Here is a 22,380-nt window from a genome sequence, read left to right as displayed (position 1 = left end):
TGAGCAAACGCTTCATGCTGATTTACTTCTAGCTGGAATAACTCAACTAATAACAGTCATCGTAGCAGATAAAATACATAAACATGAATATATACGAAGCCTTAAGCCATTAATAGCATAAACTTTATTTGTAAAAATTAGAATGCAGTTTTGCTTTATTTTGTGCGCCCTTTTTTAGCTAATCAAACCATTGGAATTGTATAAAAGCAACTTTTCCATCAATTAATGATGTTTTTGCAATTTCTAATCAATTTTTATTCAGTTTTATAAATGAGTTTCGCAATTACCTACCTAAGGTACATAAAAAACAATTATATAAACATTCAAAATAGACCTGTATAATAATTAATTATTTTTTAATGTGCCTAATATACCTAATTATATCAAAATGCTGATTTCTTCTCTACTTATATTTTAATCATAAAATATATATTTCATTTTTTCCCATGTATATAATTTTGCAAAACTTCTAATATATATACATATATTAATTTTTTAAATGGAGTGATGTTATCTATGTGGTTTGATAAAACTTCACAAGATATTTTGCAGAAATTAAATGTAGACTCAAGTACTGGGCTCTCTACATTAGAAGCAAAAAAAAGACTTGAAGAGAATGGGGAAAATAAATTAAACTCCCAAAAGAAAAAAAGTACCTGGCAACTTTTCTTATCTCAAATAAATGATGTTATGATTTATATACTTTTAGGTGCTGCTCTTGTTTCTGCCTTTATGAAAGAATATAGTGATGCTGTTATTATATTGATTGTAATTTTAATAAACGCACTCATAGGAGTTATCCAAGAGTCAAAGGCAGAAAAATCCCTTGAAGCATTAAAGAAACTGTCTACTCCTAAAGCAATAGTCAAAAGAGATGGAAATATAAAAGAGATACCTTCTGAAGAAGTTGTTGTAGGTGATATTATTATTTTAGATGCAGGAAGATATCTTCCTGCTGATTTAAGACTAATTGAAAGTGCAAATTTGAAAATTGATGAATCAGCTTTTACTGGTGAATCTGTTCCTGCTGAAAAAAATAGCAATATAATAAACTCAGCTGAAAACATTCCTATAGGCGATCAACTTAATATGGGATTTATGTCTACTTTAGTTACTTATGGACGTGGAACTGGAGTAGTTATAAATACTGGTATGAATACTGAAATAGGTAAAATAGCAGATTTATTAAATAAAGAGGATGATAATACTACTCCTCTTCAAAGAAGATTAGCCTCCCTTGGAAAGACTTTAGGTTTTGGAGCTGTTGGAATTTGTATATTGATATTTATCATTTCTATGTTTCAAGGAAGAGATTGGTTTGAAATGCTCTTAACTGCTATAAGTTTAGCTGTTGCCGCAATTCCTGAAGGACTTCCTGCTATAGTTGCTATAGTTTTAGCTATGGGTGTTCAAAGAATGATAAAACAAAATTCTATAATAAAAAAACTTCCAGCTGTAGAAACGCTAGGTTCTGTAAATATAATATGTTCTGATAAAACAGGAACTTTAACTTTAAATGTAATGACAATAAAGAACTGTTGTATAAATAATACAATTTTATCTATAGACGATTGTGATTTAAATAATAATAATACCAAATTATTATTTGAAGGCATGATTTTATGTAACGATGCTACTTCAAAGAATGGTTCAAAAACAGGTGATCCTACTGAAATAGCTCTTTTAGATGCAGGAATTAAATTTAACTTATATAAAGAAGACTTAAATTCACTTCATACTAGAATTGATGAAGTGCCCTTCGATTCAGATAGAAAATTAATGACTACAGTAAATAAATATGACTCTAAGTTTAAGGTTTTTACGAAAGGTGCTATTGATCAGTTACTTAAACTTTCAAATAAAATATTATTTAACGGAGAAATTATTGATTTTACACAGGATAAAAAAGATGAAATACTGAAATTTTCTAATTTAATGTCTGATGAAGCTTTAAGAGTTCTTGGCTTAAGTTATAAAGATATAGCAACTGAAAATATTAGCTTAAATTCATTGGAAAAAGATTTAGTGTTTGTTGGACTAATGGGAATGATAGACCCACCTAGACAAGAGGTCAAACCATCTATTGCTTTATGCAAACAAGCTGGTATAACTCCTATCATGATAACTGGTGATCATAAAAATACTGCTTTTGCAATTGCTAGCGAACTCGGTATAGCAGAAAATTTAAATGAATGTATGATCGGAAGTGAAATTGATACTTATAGCGATGAAGACTTTAATAAAATAGTTAATAATTATAAAATTTTTGCTAGAGTTTCACCTGAAAATAAAGTTAAAATTGTAAAAGCATTTAAATCTCATGGAAATATTGTATCCATGACTGGTGATGGAGTTAATGATGCACCTTCCTTAAAAGCTGCTGATATCGGAGTTGCTATGGGGATTACTGGCACTGATGTAGCTAAAGGTGCTGCTGATATGATTTTAACAGATGATAATTTTACTACCATAGTAAGTGCAGTAGAAGAAGGTAGAAATATTTATAATAATATAAGAAAATCTATAATGTTTCTTTTATCTTGCAACTTAGGTGAAATAGTTGCACTTTTCATAGCAATTTTATTCAACTTCAATCCTCCATTATTGCCAATTCATATTTTATGGGTAAATTTAATAACTGATAGTTTCCCTGCTCTTTCCCTTGGTGTAGATCCGAAAGATTCAAGTGTAATGGAATATCCTCCTAGAGATCCAAAAGAATCTCTTTTTGCAAATAATATGGGAATATTCTTAGCATTAAACGGAGTATTAATTGGAGCTGTAACCTTAATTGCTTTCAAAATTGGTGAAAATTTATATATGAATTCTTTAGTTCATGCACAAACTTTAGCCTTTGTAGTATTAAGTTTTTCTCAATTATTTTTCTCACTTTCTATGAGAAGCAAAGAAAAATCCCTTTTTAGAATCGGATTTTTTACAAATAAATATTTATTAGCTTCAGTTTTACTTGGTATTTTAATTCAATTTTTGATTATTATAATTCCTTTCTTTGCTCAAGTATTTAATGTATTTACTTTAAATGTTAGAGATTGGATTATAGTTACTTGTATATCTTTTATACCATTTATACTTAATGAATTATTCAAACTTATAAGGCATATAAAATAACAAGTCAAAGATGCGATATATATTTTGCATCAGGCTCTGTAAAATTTAAATATAACTAATAATAAGGTTCTGCTTAATCGCAGAACCTTATTAAATTGATAATTAATGAAAGGCTCATAGGCTTTTCTTCCTTAATTGATAATTATCAATTATCAATTATATTAATATTATATTCTTTAAGCCAAATATTCACTTGAATTAAATAAGCAATTAATTGTGGTCCTGTCATTAGTTGTCCATACCATGGTGATTTATATGATTCTCCTTTAGTTGCTACAATTTTTCTAATTACCTTATCATCAATGAGTTCATGAATAGGTGATGATTTATCATCTAATATTTTTGTCATCATGTTACATACTATATCTGTATATATTGGATTATGAGTTTTGGGATATGGGCTCTTCTTTCTGTATATAATGTCATTTGGCAATATTCCTTCAAATGCTGCTCGAAGTAATCCTTTTTCTCGGCCCTTATATAATTTTACATCTGCAGGCAAATTGAAAGCATAATCTACTAATCTAATATCTGCAAATGGAACTCTTGCCTCTAAACTATTATACATACTAACCCTATCTTTTCTAGTAAGAAGTTGTACCATAAACCATTTTAAATTTAGATAAGATACTTCCCTCATTCTATAATCTCTCTTACTTTCACCATCAAGATGAGGTACTTTACTTAAAGATTTTTCATATTGTGTTCTAACTAAATCTTCTAGTGGCATATTCTTTAAACCCTTATTCACTATAGCTTTTCTATCACTAACAAATCTTGACCATGGAAAGGTATCTAAATAGAACATTTCATCTCTTGTAAACCAAGGATATCCTCCAAAAATTTCGTCAGCACATTCTCCAGTAAGGCCAACTACAAAGTCTTTACGAATCTCCTTGCAAAATAATAGCATAGATGAATCAATATCTGCCATACCTGGTAAATCTCTTGAAATCACAGCATCTTTTAACGCTACTGCCAAATCTGTATGATTCAAAACTACTTTTCTATGATTGCTACCAATGAATTTAGACATTTCTTCTGACCAATATTCATCTGATGTAGGTTGAAATAATGATGATTTAAAATACTTTTCATTATCTTCATAATTAATAGAATAAGTAGTAAGTATCTTTCCTTGTTTTTTAAATTCATCTGCCGCTATTTTGGAAATAATTGAAGAATCTAATCCTCCTGATAAAAATGTACAAACTGGTACATCTCCAACTAATTGTCTTTTTATTGCATCTGTTAGTAATTCTCTTGTATGAACTATTGCTTCTTCTGGAGTTTCATGAAATCCCTTTGCTTCCACTTTCCAATATTCCCACGTTTTAATATTATTATCACTAGTAATCAAAAGACAATTTGCAGGTGCAACTTCTTTTATATTTTTAAATATTGCACTTCCTGGTATTGTAGCAGGTCCAAGTCCAAATATTTCAGTCAACCCATCTCTATCAATTTCTCTTTTAATTCTTGAATTTGCTAAAATAGTCTTTATTTCTGAGCCAAAGATAAGAGTATTATTATTCATAGTATAGAATAATGGTTTAACTCCCATTTGATCTCTAGCTAAAAATACTTCTTTTTTACCTTCATCAAAAATTCCAAAAGCAAAAATACCTATTAATTTATTAATACATTCTTTACCCCAACAAATATAAGATGTAAGCAATACTTCAGTATCAGAGTAAGAATCAAAAGTAAATCCGTTAGATTTCAACTCTTCTCTTAAATCTTCTGTATTATAAAGTTCTCCATTATAAACTAATGTATATTTTTTACCTTGAAATATTTTAGTCATTGGTTGCACGCCACCCTCTGGGTCCACTACAATTAATCTTCTATGCCCTAATAAAACATTTGGAGAAATATAATAACCCTTAGCATCTGGACCTCTTCTCTCCAATGTTTTTATCATTTTTTCTAATATTCCTTTATCTTGTACTATATCTTGCTTGAAATTTACTAATCCTGCAATACCGCACATTTATTTCACCTTCTAATAGTATTTAGACGTATTAAAAAAATAACAAGTCAGTATGCTAGTCTATTTTTTTCATATGCCTTACACTATTAAAATATGACTTAATGTGTAGGTTGTGCAAAACTCTGATTTTTTTTCAGAGTTTTATACATATTTTTTTTAAGTATTCTTCTTTCATACTTAAGAAAATAATTCATGAATACAATTTTTTAATATATCACATACTATCTGTATAATATTTCATAAGAGAGAGAAGGTTAGATAATTTGAATGTCACATGTGATTGCAAACAAAATATTGAATTAATCCATTCCCATTTAGCCATAGATAAAAGTTTCGATATTGTTGAAAGAACATTTGTAGTAGGAGGACGTGACGCTGTCCTATATTTCCTGAATGGTTTTATTAAAGACAATATTATGGAAGATATATTAAGATCATTTTTTAAAATATCTTCTGAAACTATGAATTCCTATTCAACAATTGAAGATTTTATGAATAATGAAATTCCTCATGTATCTATTGAAAAACAAAGTGATTTAGAAAAAATTATACATGCATTATTAACTGGTCAAACAATAATGTTTGTTGGAGGTTTCGATTCATTTATAGCGCTTGACCTACGTACTTATCCAGGAGCAGATTCATCAAAACCTGAAAAAGAAAAAACTTTAAGGGGTGGAAGAGATGGCTTTGTAGAAAAATTAGTATTTAATTCAGCTTTTATCAGAAGAAGAATACGAGATCCTAGATTAGTTTTTGAAATGCATTCCGTTGGTGATATTTCAAAAACAGATGTTTGTCTTGCGTATATTGATGGAGTCGCAGACAATAAAGTACATGATTTAATAGTTAATAGTTTATCAGAATTAGATATAAGAGCCTTAACTCTTGGCGATCAAAGTTTAATTGATATTATGTGCAAAAAAAATTGGCTTAATCCATTTCCAAAAGTAAGATATACTGAGAGGCCTGATATAGCTGCTGCACATATAGTTGAAGGAAAAATAATAGTTATTGTAGATAACTCTCCAAATGTTATGATTCTTCCAACTGGAATTTTTGATTTTTTACAAGATGTAAATGATTATTATTTCCCAGTATTTACGGGCAACTATTTAAGAATCATTAGAAATATAACATTATTATCAACTATTTTAGTGACTCCTCTTTATTTACTTTTTGTAAACGGCAATGTTTTCTTGCCAACTTTTTTTGATTTTTTAAAACCTCAAGACTACTTTGCTATTCCTATGGTAATTCAATTGATACTTTTAGAATTCGCTGTAGATGTATTAAAATTAGCGGGTATAAATACTCCAAGTCCACTTGGAGGCGCACTTTCTTTAATTGGAGGTTTAATTCTTGGTGAATATGCAATAAAAACAGGTTGGTTTACAACTCAGTCTATATTATATATGGCTACAGTAACTCTTGGAGATTTTACTCAGCCTAGTATAGAAATGACTTTTGCTATAAAATTTGAAAGAATGCTATTATTAATACTTTGTGGAATGTTTGGATTTTGGGGATTTATAGGCGGTATTGTAATTTTACTTATAATCATGGGAACTACTAAAACAGTAGCAGGTGACAAATACTTCTACCCATTAATACCATTTAATTGGAAAAAGCTTAAAAATTTATTATTCAGAACAAAAATTTCAAAAGATGTTCAATAATTTATTTTTATTCCTTATGTAATAAATAATAGAAGGTATTTGAAAGATAATATATCTACTTTCAAATACCTTCTTTATTTAGACATACTTACTTGTTGTCTTTTTTAATAACGTTGCTTTATAGAAGTCTAGTTCCTTCTTTATCTTGTGCTATTAACTTTTGTTTCATTAATCCACCAAGAGTCATTTTGAAGTAATTTTTACTTGTATTAAATTCTTTCTTTATATCCTCCGAAGAAGATTTATCATTAAATGGCATAAACCCTCCGTTTTCGTTTAGATACTTAAGTATTTTCTCTGTTAATACTTCTCTTTCATCTAATCGCTTTTTTCTTGTTGTTATTCCAAGGGTACCATCTTCGTAAATTATTTTAACTCTTGCTTTTATTTCTTGACCTGGATATATGTAATCAAAATGTTCGTTTGCTAATATTAAGCCTCTATATTTTTCATCAACCATTACATTTAAAGTTCCATTTTCACAGGTATCATAAACTATTGCATTAACCTCATCAGAAGACTTATACTTACCTTCTTCTGCTATAGCCAAGTATGAATCTATTCTTGTTGTACCTGCTAATCTATCAGTTTTATCTACGTACATATAAAATAAATATTTTTTACCTTCTTTAAGCTTAAAACCTTGCTCTCTTAACGGAACAAATAAATCTCTCTCAAGTCCAATGTTTACAAATGCTCCAATGTTATTTTGGCTCACAACTTCTAAATAAGCAATTTCACCGACTGTAATAAGTGGTTTTTTTAAAGTTGAAATCAATCTATCCTTAGAATCTCTATAAATAAATACTTCTAATTTATCTCCCTCTTTAATTTCATTTCCCTTTGCTGCACTATTAGGAAGTAAAACTTCATCACCAAAGTTATCCTCAAGGTAATATCCAAAATCTACCTTTTTACTTACCTTTAATTTATTGTACTCTCCAACTATTATCATATTATTGTTTCCTCCATTAATTCTAATAAATTTAATCAATATCTTTGCTTTCCCTTATTTTCTTGAGTATTTTAATTCAAAGAAAATTTATCTAATTTAATCAAAGTATATTTAATCTTATTTAAATTCCTTACTTACTTCTAAATAACTTAAACAAGCCTTTTTATTCTCTTCAATTTCTTCTTCTGTTAATTTTCTTATTACTTTTGCAGGGTTGCCAAGAATCAATACCCCATCCTCAAACTCTTTATTTTGAGTTACTAAACTCCCTGCACCTATAATAGTATTATTTCCTATTTTAGCGCCATTTAATATTATAGCTCCCATTCCAACTAAAACATTATTTTTGATATTACATCCATGTATTATTGCGCCATGTCCTATAGTACAACCCTCTCCAATAACTACATTATTACCATAATTAGCATGTACTACACAATTTTCTTGAATATTAGTATTTTCACCTATAACTATAGGTGATTCATGACCTCTAAGAACCGCACCAAACCATATATTTGCATTCTTTTTAAGTGTTACATCTCCAATAATTACTGCTGTTTCTGCAATATATAATTCATTGTCCAGATTAGGACTTTTATCTTTAAACTCTTTTATCATTATCATCACTCCATTGATATTCTATAGTTATTTTAACATTACATTTAGTTATTGTCATTATTTTGATCATTGACAATTCATATTTATAAATTGTGCATTGTGAATTGTTAATTGCAATATATATATATTATAAATAATTTTTAGAGGTTATAATATTGGGCAAAAAAAAATCAATTAAAAACAACTTTAATATAGATGATTTAAATTTCTATTATGGCATCCCCCATGCTCACTGTAGCTTTTCAACTGGACGTGGCACTCCTATAGAAGCTTTTGATTATGCAAGGCATGCTGGTCTTGATTTTCTAATTTTAACAGATCATAATAATTATTTAACTAAGACTGTGAAATTAAAAGGCGTTGAATTAAGTAAATGGGATACAGCTAAATATTCAGCTTCACGTTATAATAAAAAACATGAAAACTTTTTAGCATTAATAGGCTTTGAAAGTAAAACTAATCCCTTTGGGGATATTAATGTAATAAATTCTAATAGATTCTTCACAGGGACAGTAACCAATCTTCAATTATTAGTTCTTTGGATGCTTAACAACCCCACTGCATTTGTTTCAATTAATCATCCACATAAAACAATAGAATATTTAGAATATAATCCTATTTTGAATAAATTAATAACTTCTATAGAAGTTGGTAATGGTTCCTCTCCTAACAAATATTTAAGATATGAAAAATATTATTATTACTTACTTGATAATGGTTGGAAATTAGGTGCCATAAATGGCCAAGACAATCACAAATTAAACTTTGGCGACGATGAAAACTTAACTTGTGTAATTGCAGACGAACTTACAAGCACTTCATTAGTCAATGCTTTTAGAAATCGCCACACATATTCAACTGAATCCAGAACCTTAACTATGTACTTTACAATAAATGATAATTTTATGGGCGATATAATCCCATCAGAAGATAAAGAATTGCAATTTTCAATTTTTGTTCATGACTCTATTCATAAAATATTAGAAATTGATATTATTTCTATTGGTGGAATTATAGTGAAAAAAATAACTGATTTGAACTTAAATAAAGTAAAATATTTATATAATCATGAAGCTCTTCAAAATGAATTGTGGTATATAATAAAAATAACATTAGATAATAATAAGATTGCCATTAGCTCTCCCATCTTTAGAAGCTAAAAATTCACTAGTATTTCATATGCTTTATATGAAAAGAAATAGAATTTATAATTACACAACTTTGCTAGCTCTATAAATTATACATTCTATTTCTTTTTTATATCCAACTTATTTAATTTTCTTTACTCTATTCGGCTTGGCTTTTGGTTTAATTACTATTTGCTTCTCTTTCTTTTTAGTTCCACCTGTTTGTATACTATCCATAAACCATAGTAAAAACAATAATGCAAATATTGATAGTCCAATTGAAATATATTTATTTGTAGTACTTAATAATATTTGAGCTATAAATAATATTATAGATATTGATAAAAGAATCCACTTATTTATGCGTACTTTACCAAATACAAAGTTTTTACATAATACATAAGCCACCAATATAATTGCAAACATTACTATAAATGAAATAATTGTTATTAAAGAACTCATCTGTTACACATCCCCCTAAAAAAGCATACTTACTTGTTATTTTTTAATATACCTTATATAGTTATAATAATTTATATATAAACTATTATCAAGTATTCCTTTTAGTTTATTTCAAATTTTATAATTTTCTACCATATTCTGAACTCAATAAATTTTATTAAAATATCAAAATTATAAAAATTATTTTTACAATTATATATTTTTATATTTAATTTTCCCTATATATTTGATAAAATTAAAAAAGTATATTATATAAATAATGTGAGGTGATATAATGACTTTAGTTTCAAATAATAATTTAGATGAATTAGACTTACAAATATTGGACTTATTAATAAAAGATTGCAGAACACCCTATTTGGAAATTGCAAGAATATGTCATGTTAGTGGTGGTACTATTCATGTGAGAATGAAAAAAATGGAGGAGATTGGGATAATAAAGGGCTCTAGAATACTTCTAAATCTTCCTAAATTAGGATATGACGTATGTTGTTTTGTTGGAATATATGTTGATAAAACTTCTTCTTTTAATGCTGTATTTAATGAAATGTCACATATAAATGAAGTTGTGGAATTACATTTAACTACAGGCAGCTATTCTATGTTTGCAAAAATAGTTTGTACTAATATGTTAGATTTACAAGATGTTTTACTTAATAAAATAAACAATATTGATGGAATCCAACGAACTGATACCTTTGTTTCTCTATCTCAACCTATAGATAGAAATATTTCATTATAAAAAATTTATTTATAAACCTTTTATTAAATGTAGAATAAACATATTCCTTTTATAATATACTATACGTATATTATAAAAGGAATATGTTTTAATTCTTATTGCTATTAATTTTCCTAACTATATCCTAAGAAAATTTTAATGTAAAATTAATATTATTATATTGTATTTTGATATATAATATATATATTCTAAATACTTAATATTTTATTAGGGGGTAGGTATATATTTGCGTACGATATTGAATTTTAGTTATTATGATTTAATATATTTCTTTGCTTTTTATTCTTTTGCAGGTTGGTGTGTTGAAGTTTTATATTATTTTAAAAATGAACATAAATTTGTTAATAGAGGATTTCTATATGGTCCTTTTTGTCCAATATATGGTTTTGGAGTTGTATCTCTTATAATATTTCTTGATAGCTATAAAAATAATATCTTTAAATTATTTTTCTTAGCTTGTGTGTTAACTTCAGTTTTAGAATATTTTACAGGCTATATATTAGAAAAGACCTTTAAAACTAAATGGTGGGACTATACTGATGATCCATTTAATATACATGGTCGAGTTTGTTTACTTTATTCCTTACTTTGGGGTGCTAGTGAAGTTGTTATAATTAGAATTATACATCCTATTCTTAATGATCTACTTATGAATATTCCTGAAGTATTAAGAGACATATTTATCTCTATTATTGTTATTTATTTAATTATTGATTTTTGCTTTACTATAGCTTCTTTAATGCAATTTGAAAAAATGTTTTATGCATTTCAAATTGTACCAGTTAATTTTTTATTGGAGAAACCTAGTATTTTATTAAATTCTACAAGAGAGAAAGCTATTGATAAAATTAGAACTTTCGAATCTCTTGTTGATAAATTTAAATTTAATTTAAATAATAAACAATTAAAACACAACTTCTCTAATCTATCATATAAACCACTCAACCATGTATTTAAATCTTTGATAGATAAATTCAAAAAAGATTAAGGTAAAATAATTACTTTAATCTTTTTTTACTTTTATTTCATTTTCTTTATTTCATCAAATAATTCTATTGCTGCATTTTTGGGTCCATCTTTTTCTTGACCATTTACTCCTAAGCAAGTTCTAATTTGTCCAACCTTAACTTGCCCTTTTTCGAACATAGTTTTAAAATATTTATCAATAAGAATATTCGTTTCATCTTGTTTTTGAGCTGGTCCAAATGGATTTGCAAAAAATGATTCTACTAATCCTGTTTCAGTAGTGGTTCCTTTAGCCATTCTAGCACCTGATTTAAATACTTTTATTGCCTCTTCTAGAGTTCCAAAGTAATTTAAATATTTACCTCCATCTTCAACACGTTCATAGTTATTCGCATAGAAGAAGAAATCTATTGGATGTCCTTTAGATATTTCTTTATATGATGCTACTGGCACAACTAATCTTGCATTAATCTTATCTGGATTCATAAATATGCTTCTATCCATTTCTTTAAATGCATATCCTTGATCTAAATCATCTAATCTAACAAAAGCACCAATTTCAGTTCCATATCCTTTAATAACACCATCTTCTAATTTAAATGTACCCATATCATCAAAGATAATTGTCATGTCTGAAATGTAATCTTCACTTAAGCTTCTAAATGCCTCTAAGCTTTCAGACTTACCTGCACCACTGTCCCCCATAATAACGACATTAGCTTCATCTCCACTTTTAAGAATAATATTTACCATCGATCCATGTATTGGTAAAAAGTCTCTTTTTATCATAATTAAATTGTAGAGTGTTAGTGTCATCTTCTTTATATAACCAAAATAATCAATTTTTTCAGAATGGCTTACATATCCAAGCATCATATCATTTTCATCATCATCATAAAATACTGTTTTCAGTTCTTCTCCATCATCTTTAGCTCCAAACACATAAATAATATCTGGCTTTCTGCCTCTTGTCTCTTCACTTCTTGCCATTTCAAATAAATTACATAAACTTATTCCATGTTCCATAAAATCTCTATGAAAATAAATAAAAGTAAGTAATCCACCTATTTTAGCTGGATAGCAGAACCAATGCTCCTTATTTATTTGAGCATATTTTAACGGATTATATTTTATCTCTGTAAACATACCATCTCTTGTATTTTTCTTAGGGTAAGTAATAAATGGTGTTTCTAAAAGAATATGATCTATAAATGGTATTTCATCTAATACTTCATAACCCTTTGGTCTCACCCATTCCATTTCGTGAATCATAATACAAGCATTTCCCCCTGCGGGTATCTGTCTATAAACCTTTGGTTGATATCCTGCCACATGCTTTTCAATTTTTCTATATAACTTTAAAATTAATGTAGAAAACTTAGCATTTGCTTCTGTAAAACTAACAGCAGCAAGACCTTCTTGAACTTTATATCTATGAACTATAGTATATCTTTCAAGTTTTCTCCAAAATAAATACAAGTCTTCTATAAATGCTATAAATTTATCCCTATCTTCTAATAAATTTGAATAGGCTACACTAATTTCAACAACCTCTTCCACACTCATAACTGTTAAATATTTTATTAGCACCGTTAAATCTCTTCTAATATCTAGAAGACTCTCTGTATCTAAGGTTTCATTTAAGTATCTATATGATATTGAATTTCTCTTTTTAGCCCTTCTTAAATAAACCTCTAAAATTCGTCTAAATCCATCACTTTCTAATATAGATTCAAAACTGTTACAGTACTTCGCTGTAAAGTTTATCATCACTTTGTCATTACTCATGGAAAATTCTTTTTTCATTTTTTTGCCCCCCACATGAAATTTTATTAACTATAATATTGCATTTTTTCTTCAATTTCCACATATTAAATTAATTATATCACGCTTTTTGCAATATTCAAGCTTACTTTTTTCATTTATTGCATATTCACTAAGTAATCGCAAATAAATATCACATCAGGATTTAAATTTAATTACACATAAAAACGAATATATCCATTACAATCCTTATTATACTAATATAAGCAACAACAATGAATTATATGAATATTATATTCATTTTTTGTCATCTTGTTCGTATTTACTACGATTATTGAAATATTTCAATTTTATATTTTTAAAAATATTCCCTACTGTATTTCTAAAATATTATTAATAATGATACAATGATATAAGGCATATTCAAAAAATAACTATATAGTCAGCATATTTGTTACTTTCTCTCACATTTGTAAAAAAACTGTATGATAAGGAGGAGAATTCAACTTTATGAGTAAGAATTATCTTAAAAAAAAGTATTTATATACATTATTTATAGTTATACTAATTTCTTCTTTAACAATAGGCTGTAATCTTCTAGTAAATGATTCTAATAAAAATAATCAAATTAAATCCAATAACATGATTGTACATTACATAGATGTAGGTCAAGGAGACTCTATTCTTATTCAGGTAAATAATAAAAATCTTTTAATAGATGCTGGCCCTAAATCAGATAAAAAAAAGCTTTTAAATTACTTATCTACTTTAAGCCTAGACAAATTAGATTATGTAATTGCAACTCATCCACATGAAGACCATATTGGTAACATGGCTGATATAATAAATGATTACAATGTTTTAGCTTTTTATGCACCAAAAGTTGAATCTACAACAAAGACTTTTGAAAAAATGGTAGAAGCATTAAAATCTAAGAATTTAAAAATAAATGTAATAAAAAAAGGTATGGATTCTATTAATTTAGGTAAAAATACTAAAGTTACAGTGTTTTCGCCTACTAAAGATTCTTATGAGGATTTGAATAATTATTCGCCAGTTATAAAAATTGAATATGGGAAAACTTCATTTTTATTTACTGGAGATGCTCAAAAAGATGTTGAAAAGGAAATGCTAAGTACTAATGAAGATATTAGTGCTGATGTTCTTAAGGTTGGTCATCACGGTTCGTCAACTTCTACCACAAAAGATTTCCTTAATAAAGTAAATCCTTCAATAGGAGTAATTTCTGTAGGTCAAGATAACATCTATAATCATCCAAATGATGACACTATTAAGCAATTAAATGAGAATAAAGTAACCATATACAGAACTGATAAAAATGGAACAGTAGTAATTTCTTCTGACGGTTCAAAGATATCAAAAAAATAATTTAACTTTTATGCCCTTTCTTGGCTTGCATAGAACTTTAGGCATATTTTAAATTTATTTGTTATATAAAAACAAATTATCTTTACATTAGTATTTTCAAAATGTATAATTGATTTGTGTTTTGTAAGTAGTAATTACAAATTCAATAAAATGCGTTGAAGAAGAAGAGTAAATAGTATTTTATTTTTAAGAGATCTAGGGATAGTGTAATCCTAGAATTTAAAACTATTGAAAGAAGCTTTGGAGCAATAAATAGAAAGTCTATACGAGGAGTATATTTATGGGGTTATTCCCTTAAAGATAATTAAGTGGATTAAATAAATTAATCAATTTAGGTGGTAACGCGGAAGTTAGCCTTTCGTCCTAAGTATTTTTAGGATGAAAGGCTTTTTTATATTTATAATTAAAGGAGATGTAATTAATGAATTTTGAAAAATTAGCAAATATGATATTTGAAAATGTTGAACATACAACTGAATATTATATTGAAAAATATCCAAAGAGAAATCTTAAAGAAGGTGCAAAGGTAACAAGATATGCGCCAAGCCCAACTGGATTCCAACATATAGGTGGAGTATTTGCTGCATTAATAAATGAAAGATTAGCAAGTCAAAGTGAAGGTGTTTTTTACTTAAGAATAGAAGATACTGACCAAAAAAGAGAAGTTGAAGGTGCAATAGACGATACTGTAGCAACTATGCATAACTTCGGTATGGACTTTAATGAAGGTATGACAGGTCAAGAAACTTCTAAAGGTGAATATGGCCCATATAGACAAAGTCAAAGAGCTGATATATATAATACATTTGCAAAAGATTTATTAAAAAAAGGGGTAGCTTATCCATGTTTCTGCACTCCAGAAGAATTAGCAGAACTCCGTGAAAAGCAAGTAGCTAATAAAATAACTCCCGGTTACTATGGAGAATATGCTAAGTTCAGAAATATAACTGAAGAAGAAGCTATAAAGAGAATTGAAAATGGAGAACAATATATAATAAGATTAAAATCTCCAGGAGATTCAGAAAAGAGAGTTGAATTCCATGACTTAATAAAAGGTGATATATCATTCCCAGAAAATAATCAAGATATAGTACTTATTAAGGGAGATGGACTTCCTACATATCACTTTGCCCATGCAATAGATGATTTCTTAATGAGAACTACAGATGTAATAAGAGGAGAAGAGTGGTTATCTTCACTTCCTATACATGTTCAATTATTTGAAGTTTTAGGCTTTGAAGCTCCAAGATATGCTCATATCCCAACAATAATGAAGCAAGATGGTGGATCAAAAAGAAAGCTTTCAAAGAGAAAAGATGCAGAAGCTGCTGTTTCATATTATAAGGAAGTTGGATTCCCAACAATAACAGTAATAGAATATTTACTTAATATAGTTAATTCTACTTTTGAAGAATGGAGAGCTGAAAATCCTAAAGCTGATTATCATGAATTTGAAATTCACTTAGAGAAGATGGGTAAGAGTGGAGCATTATTTGATTTAATTAAATTAAATGACGTATCTAAAGATCGCATAGCTGCTATGAAAGCTACTGATGTTTATGAAAATTATACAGCTTGGGCTAAAGAGTTTGATGAAGAAATGTATAAATTAGTTACAGAAAATGAAACTATGGCAAAAGAAATGTTCAATATAGATAAAGAAGGCCCAAAACCAAGAAAAGACTTTGCTAAATGGGATGAAGTAAAAGATAAGGTATTCTATTTCTTTGATGAATTATTTGATAAAGAAATCGCAGAACAAATAGAATTACCAAAGGGAGTTATATTAGAAGCTGCTAAGGCTGTAGTAGAAACTTATAAAAATGAATTTAACTTTAATGTAGAAAGCCAAGAAGCTTGGTTTGATGATTTAAAGGAAATCGGACTTAGACTTGGATACTGTGCTAATAGAAAAGATTTCAAAGCAAATCCAGATCAATATAAAGGTATGATTTCTGATGTTGCAGGAGCAGTTAGAGCTGCCTTAACACATAGAACTAATTCACCTGATATTTATACTATAATGCAAATAATTGGCGAAGAAAAGACTAGAAGCAGATTTGATAAATTTTTAAGTATATAAATAAAAGGCACAAAACATTTTATTTTTAAATGTTTTGTGTCTTTTAATTTATCTTTATTTAATAGAATGTTCGTTTTCATAATAAAGAATAACAAGTAAATATGCCTAACTTAATTTAAATGATGATTTTAAAGATACTATTCTATTAAATACTAATTTTTCAGCAGTAGTATACTTAGTATCTACAATAAAGAAGCCATTTCTAACCATTTGGAATTTATCTTGAGGTTTAGCGTCTTTAATTGCTGTTGGTTCGATGAAGCCTTGTAATATTTCCATTGAATTTGGATTTATTTGTTCTAGGAAGTGTTTTCCTTCATTTTCTTCAGCATCATCTAATATTAATGGTTCAAATAATCTAAATTCAGCAGGAACACAAGATTTTGCATCTACCCAGTGTATAGTTCCTTTAACTTTTCTACCAGTGAAGCCAGAACCACTCTTAGTTTCTGGATCATAAGTACAGTGAATTTCTGTAACTTCACCGTTTTCATCTTTAATTATTTCATTACATTTAACAAAATATGCTCCCTTTAGTCTAACTTCATTACCAGGGAATAGTCTAAAGTATTTCTTAGGTGGAATTTCCATAAAATCTTCTTTTTCAATATATACTTCTCTAGAAAACGGAACTAATCTAGTACCTTGTGACTCATCTTTAGAATTATTTTCTATTTCAAGCATTTCTGTTTCATTTTCAGGGTAATTAGTTATTACAAGTTTTAGAGGATTTAATACAGCCATAGCTAGTGGTGCTTTAAGTTGTAAATCTTCTCTTACAAAGTAATCTAACATTTGAGAATCAACGATAGAATTAGCTTTAGCAACTCCAATAGCGCTACAGAAGTTTCTTAATGCCTCTGGAGTGCAACCCTTTCTTCTTAGTCCACAAATAGTTGGCATTCTAGGGTCATCCCATCCATCAACAACTTTTTCATCAACTAATTGCTTAAGCTTTCTCTTACTCATAACTGTATTAGTAATATTTAACCTTGCAAATTCTATTTGTCTTGGAGAAGCTTCCATTTCACATTCACTTACTACCCATTCGTAAAGTGGTCTATGATCTTCAAATTCTAAAGTACAAATTGAGTGAGTTACATGCTCAATAGCATCTTCTAACGGATGAGCGAAGTCATACATAGGATATATGCACCATTTATCACCAGTATTATGGTGAGTAGAATGAGATATTCTGTATATAATAGGATCTCTCATATTTATATTTGGTGAAGCCATATCTATTTTAGCTCTAAGAACTTTTCCACCATCAGCAAATTCTCCATTTTTCATTCTTTCAAATAAATCTAAGTTTTCTTCAACAGATCTATTTCTGCTAGGGCTTTCCATGCCAGGCTTAGTTAATGTTCCTCTATACTCTTTAGCTTCTTCAGCAGTTAAATCACAAACATACGCTTTACCTTTTTTTATTAGTAAAACAGCTCTGTTATACATTTCATCAAAATAATCCGATGCAAAGAAAAGTTCATCCCAATTTCCACCAAGCCATTTTACGTCTTCTTTAATTGATTCAACATATTCTGTGTCCTCTTTAACAGGATTCGTATCATCAAATCTTAAATGAGTTTTTCCTTTAAACTCATCTGCTAAACCGAAATTTAAAAGAATAGATTTAGCATGACCTATATGTAAGTAGCCGTTAGGTTCTGGTGGAAAACGAGTAATTATTTCTTTATGTTTACCGCTATCTAGATCCTCCATAACGATATTTCTTATAAAATTAGACGAATTAATTTCGTTTGACATAATATTACCTCACTTATAAGTGTATTTTAATTAAGAAGAGAATATTCCTTACTTAAAATAACATCCTCTCTTAACTATATTGTTATTTTACTAATAATAATTTTAATCTAATATAAAGAAAAAATAAAGATAAATTTATTCTAATTGCCTGAAGTTGTTAATAAAATAATAAAGAAACTATCTCAAAATAACTATTTTGAGATAGTTTCTTTATTATCATAATCTTCTTCTATATCTTCTATCGCCTCTATATCTTCTTCAAAGTCGCTTTCTTCTATAACATCTTCAAAAATATATTTTTTCCAATTTACATATATATAATATAGATTTATAACGTCTTGCTCATTATAAAGAAGAATTTTTTCTATTTTTTCTTCTGGCATTCTTTTAAAATAACTCTTATCTTTCATAACTTTATGAAAGGTTTTTGCTAAATTAGAGCCACTAATAACGTCACCTTCTCTTTCAATGTCGAATACCTTTTCTAATTTTTTAAGCCCTGTAGATACCTTTTTTTCTTTTTCATATTCCTTTTGAATATCAATTGAATCAAATTCTTCGGTAAAATTATACTCTATTCCATTTTCCTTAAAAAGATAATTAATAACGGTAAAATCGTTATTCCCAGAAAACGTAACTATTGTTTTCTTACCTTTCACCTTCATTCTTATAAAATACTCTTTTGCAAGATGTAATATATTTATCGCTTCATCTCTATCTTCAATCATATATTGAGTAACCAATATATTCTTATTTTTATTATCATATTCACATGCACCGAATACTCCAATACATTTAGGTTTCTTATAAACATAATGTTCAAGATCAAAGAAGATAAGTTCTTCTGGGTTATACTCTTTTTCCTCCAATTTCATCATAAATTCATTATTATATGATTCCACCTTCACCTTGTTTTCACGAATAATCACGGTATCACTCTTTCCTATAAGAATTGTATATCTTCAATGTCTAAGTTATATATTACATCTTTTCTTTCAACTACAACATTAATTTTTTTAATTAATTCTCTATCTTTTAGTACCTTTTGCAAAAGCTCCTTAGTTGGATTCATACAATAAGGGTGTTTCACATTTTTAAACATAGTATAATCTCCCGCTGTATCTCCATAAGCATAACTTGCACTCAAATCGATATCATATTTCTTAACAAAATCATTTATTGCTTTAGATTTACTTTTACTGTCCCACATTGGAATAACTTCTCCCGTATATATGCCTTCATTATCTATAGTATATTTCGCACCTATGTAATCTGTAAATCCATATTTTTTAGCCATTTCACCCACAAGTTCTGAAGGTGATCCTGATATTATTATTAAAGTATGCTTATTAGCATTATGCCACTTTATTCTATCCCTTGTAAAAGTATATACTCTATCACCTTTTTGCTCAACAACTTTTTGGGCTATATAGTCCATTTGATATTTTTGCAATCCTTTAATAGATTCAATATATATATCTATCATCTTTAAAAGGTAATTATCATAATCACCTTGCCTTTTATCCCATTTCATGAAATAAGGTCTTACATCATTATACCATCTTTCTTCCCCTATAATCTCATATTTAACCATTTTTTTAAATACTTCAGTTATTAACCCTTCTCTGTATAGAGTTCCATCTAAATCAAAAAAAGCACCTATATTTGACATTTCATCACATCCCTTTTTACTTAATTTATTATACTTTATTTTTGCAATTCAGAAAAGCTTATAAAAACTATGAAATTAATTTACGTACCTTAAATAAAATAATAAGTCAAAGATTAACCAACATAATTAAAGGGGGTGTTGCAAAATGATTTTTCAAATCATTTTGAGCAACATCCTCTTTTTATGTATTTTTGAATAAACAGAGTAAAAATCTATGATAAAAATGAGTCCATTTTGAGTTAATAATTATTTTTGAACATAACAAAAAGGAGATTTCAAAACCTCCAAATTTTTATATTAATTTCTATGTTTTATGCAATTTCTTTTTTATGCAATAATGAACCGCATCTATTTTTTTGAATCTTATTATGTAGTTTGTTTATATTATAGCCAAAGCATAATAGTGTAAATTCAATCTTCACATTATTTTTCCCTTTGGTTAAAAATCTTCGAAATCCATAATCCTCTTTTAAAACTCCAAAAGCACCTTCAACTTGAATTGACCTGTTCATTCGTAATAGAATTCCTTCTGATGTTGTTATATTATCTAAAGATTTTTGTCTTTTTTCAATAAATGTTTTAGATACCTGCATTTTTCTATTATCTTTAGCTTTCGTACATTTTGATTTATACTCACAATCATTGCAGCTTTCGCATTCGTAGATGGTTACATCCGCTTCATATCCTGATTTTGACTTTCTTATTTTAGTTCCAATCGGCTTTAATTTTTTATTGTTATGACAAATATATTCGTCATTTATCTCATCATAAATCATATTTTCACGTTTACTTATGTTATTCTTGAAATTTTTCTTTTTCATTCCTTCATATGCTTGTGGCTTTATAAAAGTATTTTGATTATTATATTCTAAATAAACATAATTTTCTTCACTTTCGTAGCCGGCGTCAGCCACTATATTTTCAAATTTTTGTGGTAGCTTTTCTTGTAACTTTTCAAGAAAAGGAATTAGTGTAAGTTGGTCAGATCTTTCACTTGAGATATCAACTCCCACAACATATTCAGCTTCAACTCCAATCTGAACATTATAACCAGGTTTTAGTTGTGAGTTTCTCATATGATCTTCTTTCATATGCATAAAAGTTGCATCCTTATCAGTTTTAGAAAAGCTATTTCTTCCATTAAAAGTTTCATTATAATTATCATATTTACTTTGCTTCTGAATAAATTCTTCAATATTTTCTATAAACCTTTGAATTTGAGTTTTTCTTTTTCCCTTGCCATTTACAAATTCTATTTTAGCGTCAAGTTTTTTATCGTCTAAAAATACTTTAATTTCTTCAAGTTCGCTTATTGTAATTTTAGAATCACCAAAATCATATGTAGTCTCAAATTCTTTATTAATAGATTCAATTAAATTGCTTATTTTTATTTGTAACTTTGCCTCAAACTTATTTGTTGCTTTTTTCCAAACAAAAGTATATTTATTGGCATTCGCTTCGATTTTTGTTCCATCTATAAAAATGTTTTTATATTGAATTTCACCTAATTCACTTAGTTTTGTGACTAGTTGACCAAATAAATTATCTATTATTCCATCTTTAAGTCTTTCAGTTCTAAATCTTGCAATAGCACAATGATCCGGTGCTTTTTGCCCTTCCAAAAGCCAAATAAAATTTATATCTCTTCTGCAAGCAGTTTCAATTTTTCTACTAGAATAAATATCATTCATATAAGCATAAATTAATATTTTGAATAGATTTTTCGGTTCGACATCTGGATTTCTACCTTTGGTAGAGTACGCCTTATACAATTCTGTATAATTTAATTCCTCCATAATCTCGCTTAGAAGTCTAACTGAATCATCTTCTGCAATTAGCATTCCTACTTCTACCGGAAAAACTAATTGATAAATATTTGTATTATTGTTATAATTCTTTTGTATTAATTTGTTAGTTAACATGAATAAATTATACAACAAAGAGCGGATTTTTAGGAGTCCGCTCTTAACTTTTTTGTAAAAAAGTGAGCTGTCCAAAATAGAAATTATATTTCTATTTTGCAACAGCCCCTTT

At 27.9% G+C, this 22,380-nt stretch carries 16 protein-coding genes and 1 other annotated feature; of the genes, 7 read left to right on the top strand and 9 right to left on the bottom strand.

All coding sequences use genetic code 11. The features are described from left to right. Positions 1-516: 516 nt before the first annotated feature. Complete coding sequence (locus LLF98_RS05035) at positions 517-3,129, top strand: calcium-translocating P-type ATPase, PMCA-type (RefSeq protein WP_291701484.1); 2,613 nt, start codon at positions 517-519, stop codon at positions 3,127-3,129. A gap of 145 nt (positions 3,130-3,274) precedes the next feature. On the opposite strand, the gene asnB is transcribed toward LLF98_RS05035, so the two are convergent. Continuing rightward, positions 3,275-5,122 carry an asparagine synthase (glutamine-hydrolyzing) gene (gene asnB, locus LLF98_RS05030; RefSeq protein WP_291701482.1) on the bottom strand — a complete coding sequence of 616 codons (1,848 nt, stop codon included), beginning with the start codon at positions 5,120-5,122 and terminating at the stop codon, positions 3,275-3,277. 263 nt (positions 5,123-5,385) lie between these two features. On the opposite strand from asnB, the gene LLF98_RS05025 reads away from it, so the two are divergent. Then, on the top strand, positions 5,386-6,801 hold the full coding sequence (locus tag LLF98_RS05025) for a spore germination protein (protein ID WP_291701480.1): 1,416 nt from the start codon (positions 5,386-5,388) through the stop codon (positions 6,799-6,801). Positions 6,802-6,919: 118 nt separating this feature from the next. On the opposite strand, the gene LLF98_RS05020 is transcribed toward LLF98_RS05025, so the two are convergent. Continuing rightward, positions 6,920-7,756 carry a S1-like domain-containing RNA-binding protein gene (locus LLF98_RS05020; RefSeq protein WP_291701478.1) on the bottom strand — a complete coding sequence of 279 codons (837 nt, stop codon included), beginning with the start codon at positions 7,754-7,756 and terminating at the stop codon, positions 6,920-6,922. Positions 7,757-7,873: 117 nt separating this feature from the next. Continuing rightward, complete coding sequence (locus tag LLF98_RS05015) at positions 7,874-8,374, bottom strand: gamma carbonic anhydrase family protein (RefSeq protein ID WP_291701476.1); 501 nt, start codon at positions 8,372-8,374, stop codon at positions 7,874-7,876. Positions 8,375-8,529: 155 nt separating this feature from the next. Between LLF98_RS05015 and LLF98_RS05010 the strand changes: the two genes are divergently transcribed. Beyond that, complete coding sequence (locus tag LLF98_RS05010; protein ID WP_291701474.1) at positions 8,530-9,534, top strand: histidinol phosphatase; 1,005 nt, start codon at positions 8,530-8,532, stop codon at positions 9,532-9,534. Positions 9,535-9,642: 108 nt separating this feature from the next. Here the strand turns inward: LLF98_RS05010 and LLF98_RS05005 are convergent, their stop codons facing one another. Further along, positions 9,643-9,963 (bottom strand): hypothetical protein, encoded by a 321-nt coding sequence (locus tag LLF98_RS05005; protein ID WP_291701473.1) that lies wholly within the window; start codon positions 9,961-9,963, stop codon positions 9,643-9,645. A 274-nt stretch (positions 9,964-10,237) separates the two neighbouring features. On the opposite strand from LLF98_RS05005, the gene LLF98_RS05000 reads away from it, so the two are divergent. Further along, the gene (locus LLF98_RS05000) at positions 10,238-10,705 is read left to right on the top strand and encodes an Lrp/AsnC ligand binding domain-containing protein (protein WP_291701471.1); all 468 of its coding nucleotides are present in this window, start codon (positions 10,238-10,240) and stop codon (positions 10,703-10,705) included. A gap of 226 nt (positions 10,706-10,931) precedes the next feature. Then, positions 10,932-11,693 carry a putative ABC transporter permease gene (locus LLF98_RS04995; protein ID WP_291701469.1) on the top strand — a complete coding sequence of 254 codons (762 nt, stop codon included), beginning with the start codon at positions 10,932-10,934 and terminating at the stop codon, positions 11,691-11,693. A 32-nt stretch (positions 11,694-11,725) separates the two neighbouring features. Here LLF98_RS04995 and LLF98_RS04990 read toward each other — a convergent pair whose 3' ends face one another. Beyond that, on the bottom strand, positions 11,726-13,477 hold the full coding sequence (locus tag LLF98_RS04990) for a phosphoenolpyruvate carboxykinase (RefSeq protein ID WP_291701466.1): 1,752 nt from the start codon (positions 13,475-13,477) through the stop codon (positions 11,726-11,728). Between the two features lie 468 nt (positions 13,478-13,945). Between LLF98_RS04990 and LLF98_RS04985 the strand changes: the two genes are divergently transcribed. Beyond that, entirely contained in the window at positions 13,946-14,824 is an 879-nt protein-coding gene (locus LLF98_RS04985) for a ComEC/Rec2 family competence protein (protein WP_291701464.1), read from the top strand. A gap of 146 nt (positions 14,825-14,970) precedes the next feature. Then, positions 14,971-15,193, top strand: a binding site (T-box leader). Between the two features lie 52 nt (positions 15,194-15,245). After that, a complete protein-coding gene (gene gltX / locus LLF98_RS04980; RefSeq protein WP_291701462.1) occupies positions 15,246-16,907 on the top strand; it encodes a glutamate--tRNA ligase in 1,662 nt (553 codons plus the stop codon). A gap of 105 nt (positions 16,908-17,012) precedes the next feature. Here the strand turns inward: gltX and LLF98_RS04975 are convergent, their stop codons facing one another. The 4 genes from LLF98_RS04975 to LLF98_RS04960 form a co-directional block, all read right to left on the bottom strand. After that, complete coding sequence (locus tag LLF98_RS04975) at positions 17,013-18,674, bottom strand: glutamine--tRNA ligase/YqeY domain fusion protein (RefSeq protein WP_291701460.1); 1,662 nt, start codon at positions 18,672-18,674, stop codon at positions 17,013-17,015. A 191-nt stretch (positions 18,675-18,865) separates the two neighbouring features. Then, positions 18,866-19,603: a ribonuclease H-like domain-containing protein gene (locus LLF98_RS04970; protein WP_291701458.1), complete on the bottom strand. Its 738-nt coding sequence runs from the start codon at positions 19,601-19,603 to the stop codon at positions 18,866-18,868. 14 nt (positions 19,604-19,617) lie between these two features. Beyond that, a complete protein-coding gene (locus LLF98_RS04965; protein ID WP_291701456.1) occupies positions 19,618-20,346 on the bottom strand; it encodes an HAD-IB family hydrolase in 729 nt (242 codons plus the stop codon). 311 nt (positions 20,347-20,657) lie between these two features. Beyond that, positions 20,658-22,268, bottom strand: a complete 1,611-nt coding sequence (locus tag LLF98_RS04960) for an IS1182 family transposase (protein ID WP_291701486.1) — start codon at positions 22,266-22,268, stop codon at positions 20,658-20,660. Positions 22,269-22,380 lie beyond the last annotated feature (112 nt).

Source organism: Clostridium sp. (genome assembly GCF_021372645.1).
In the GTDB taxonomy this organism is placed as follows: Bacteria; Bacillota; Clostridia; order Clostridiales; family Clostridiaceae; genus Clostridium.
This window is presented reverse-complemented; position numbering and strand designations above follow the sequence as displayed.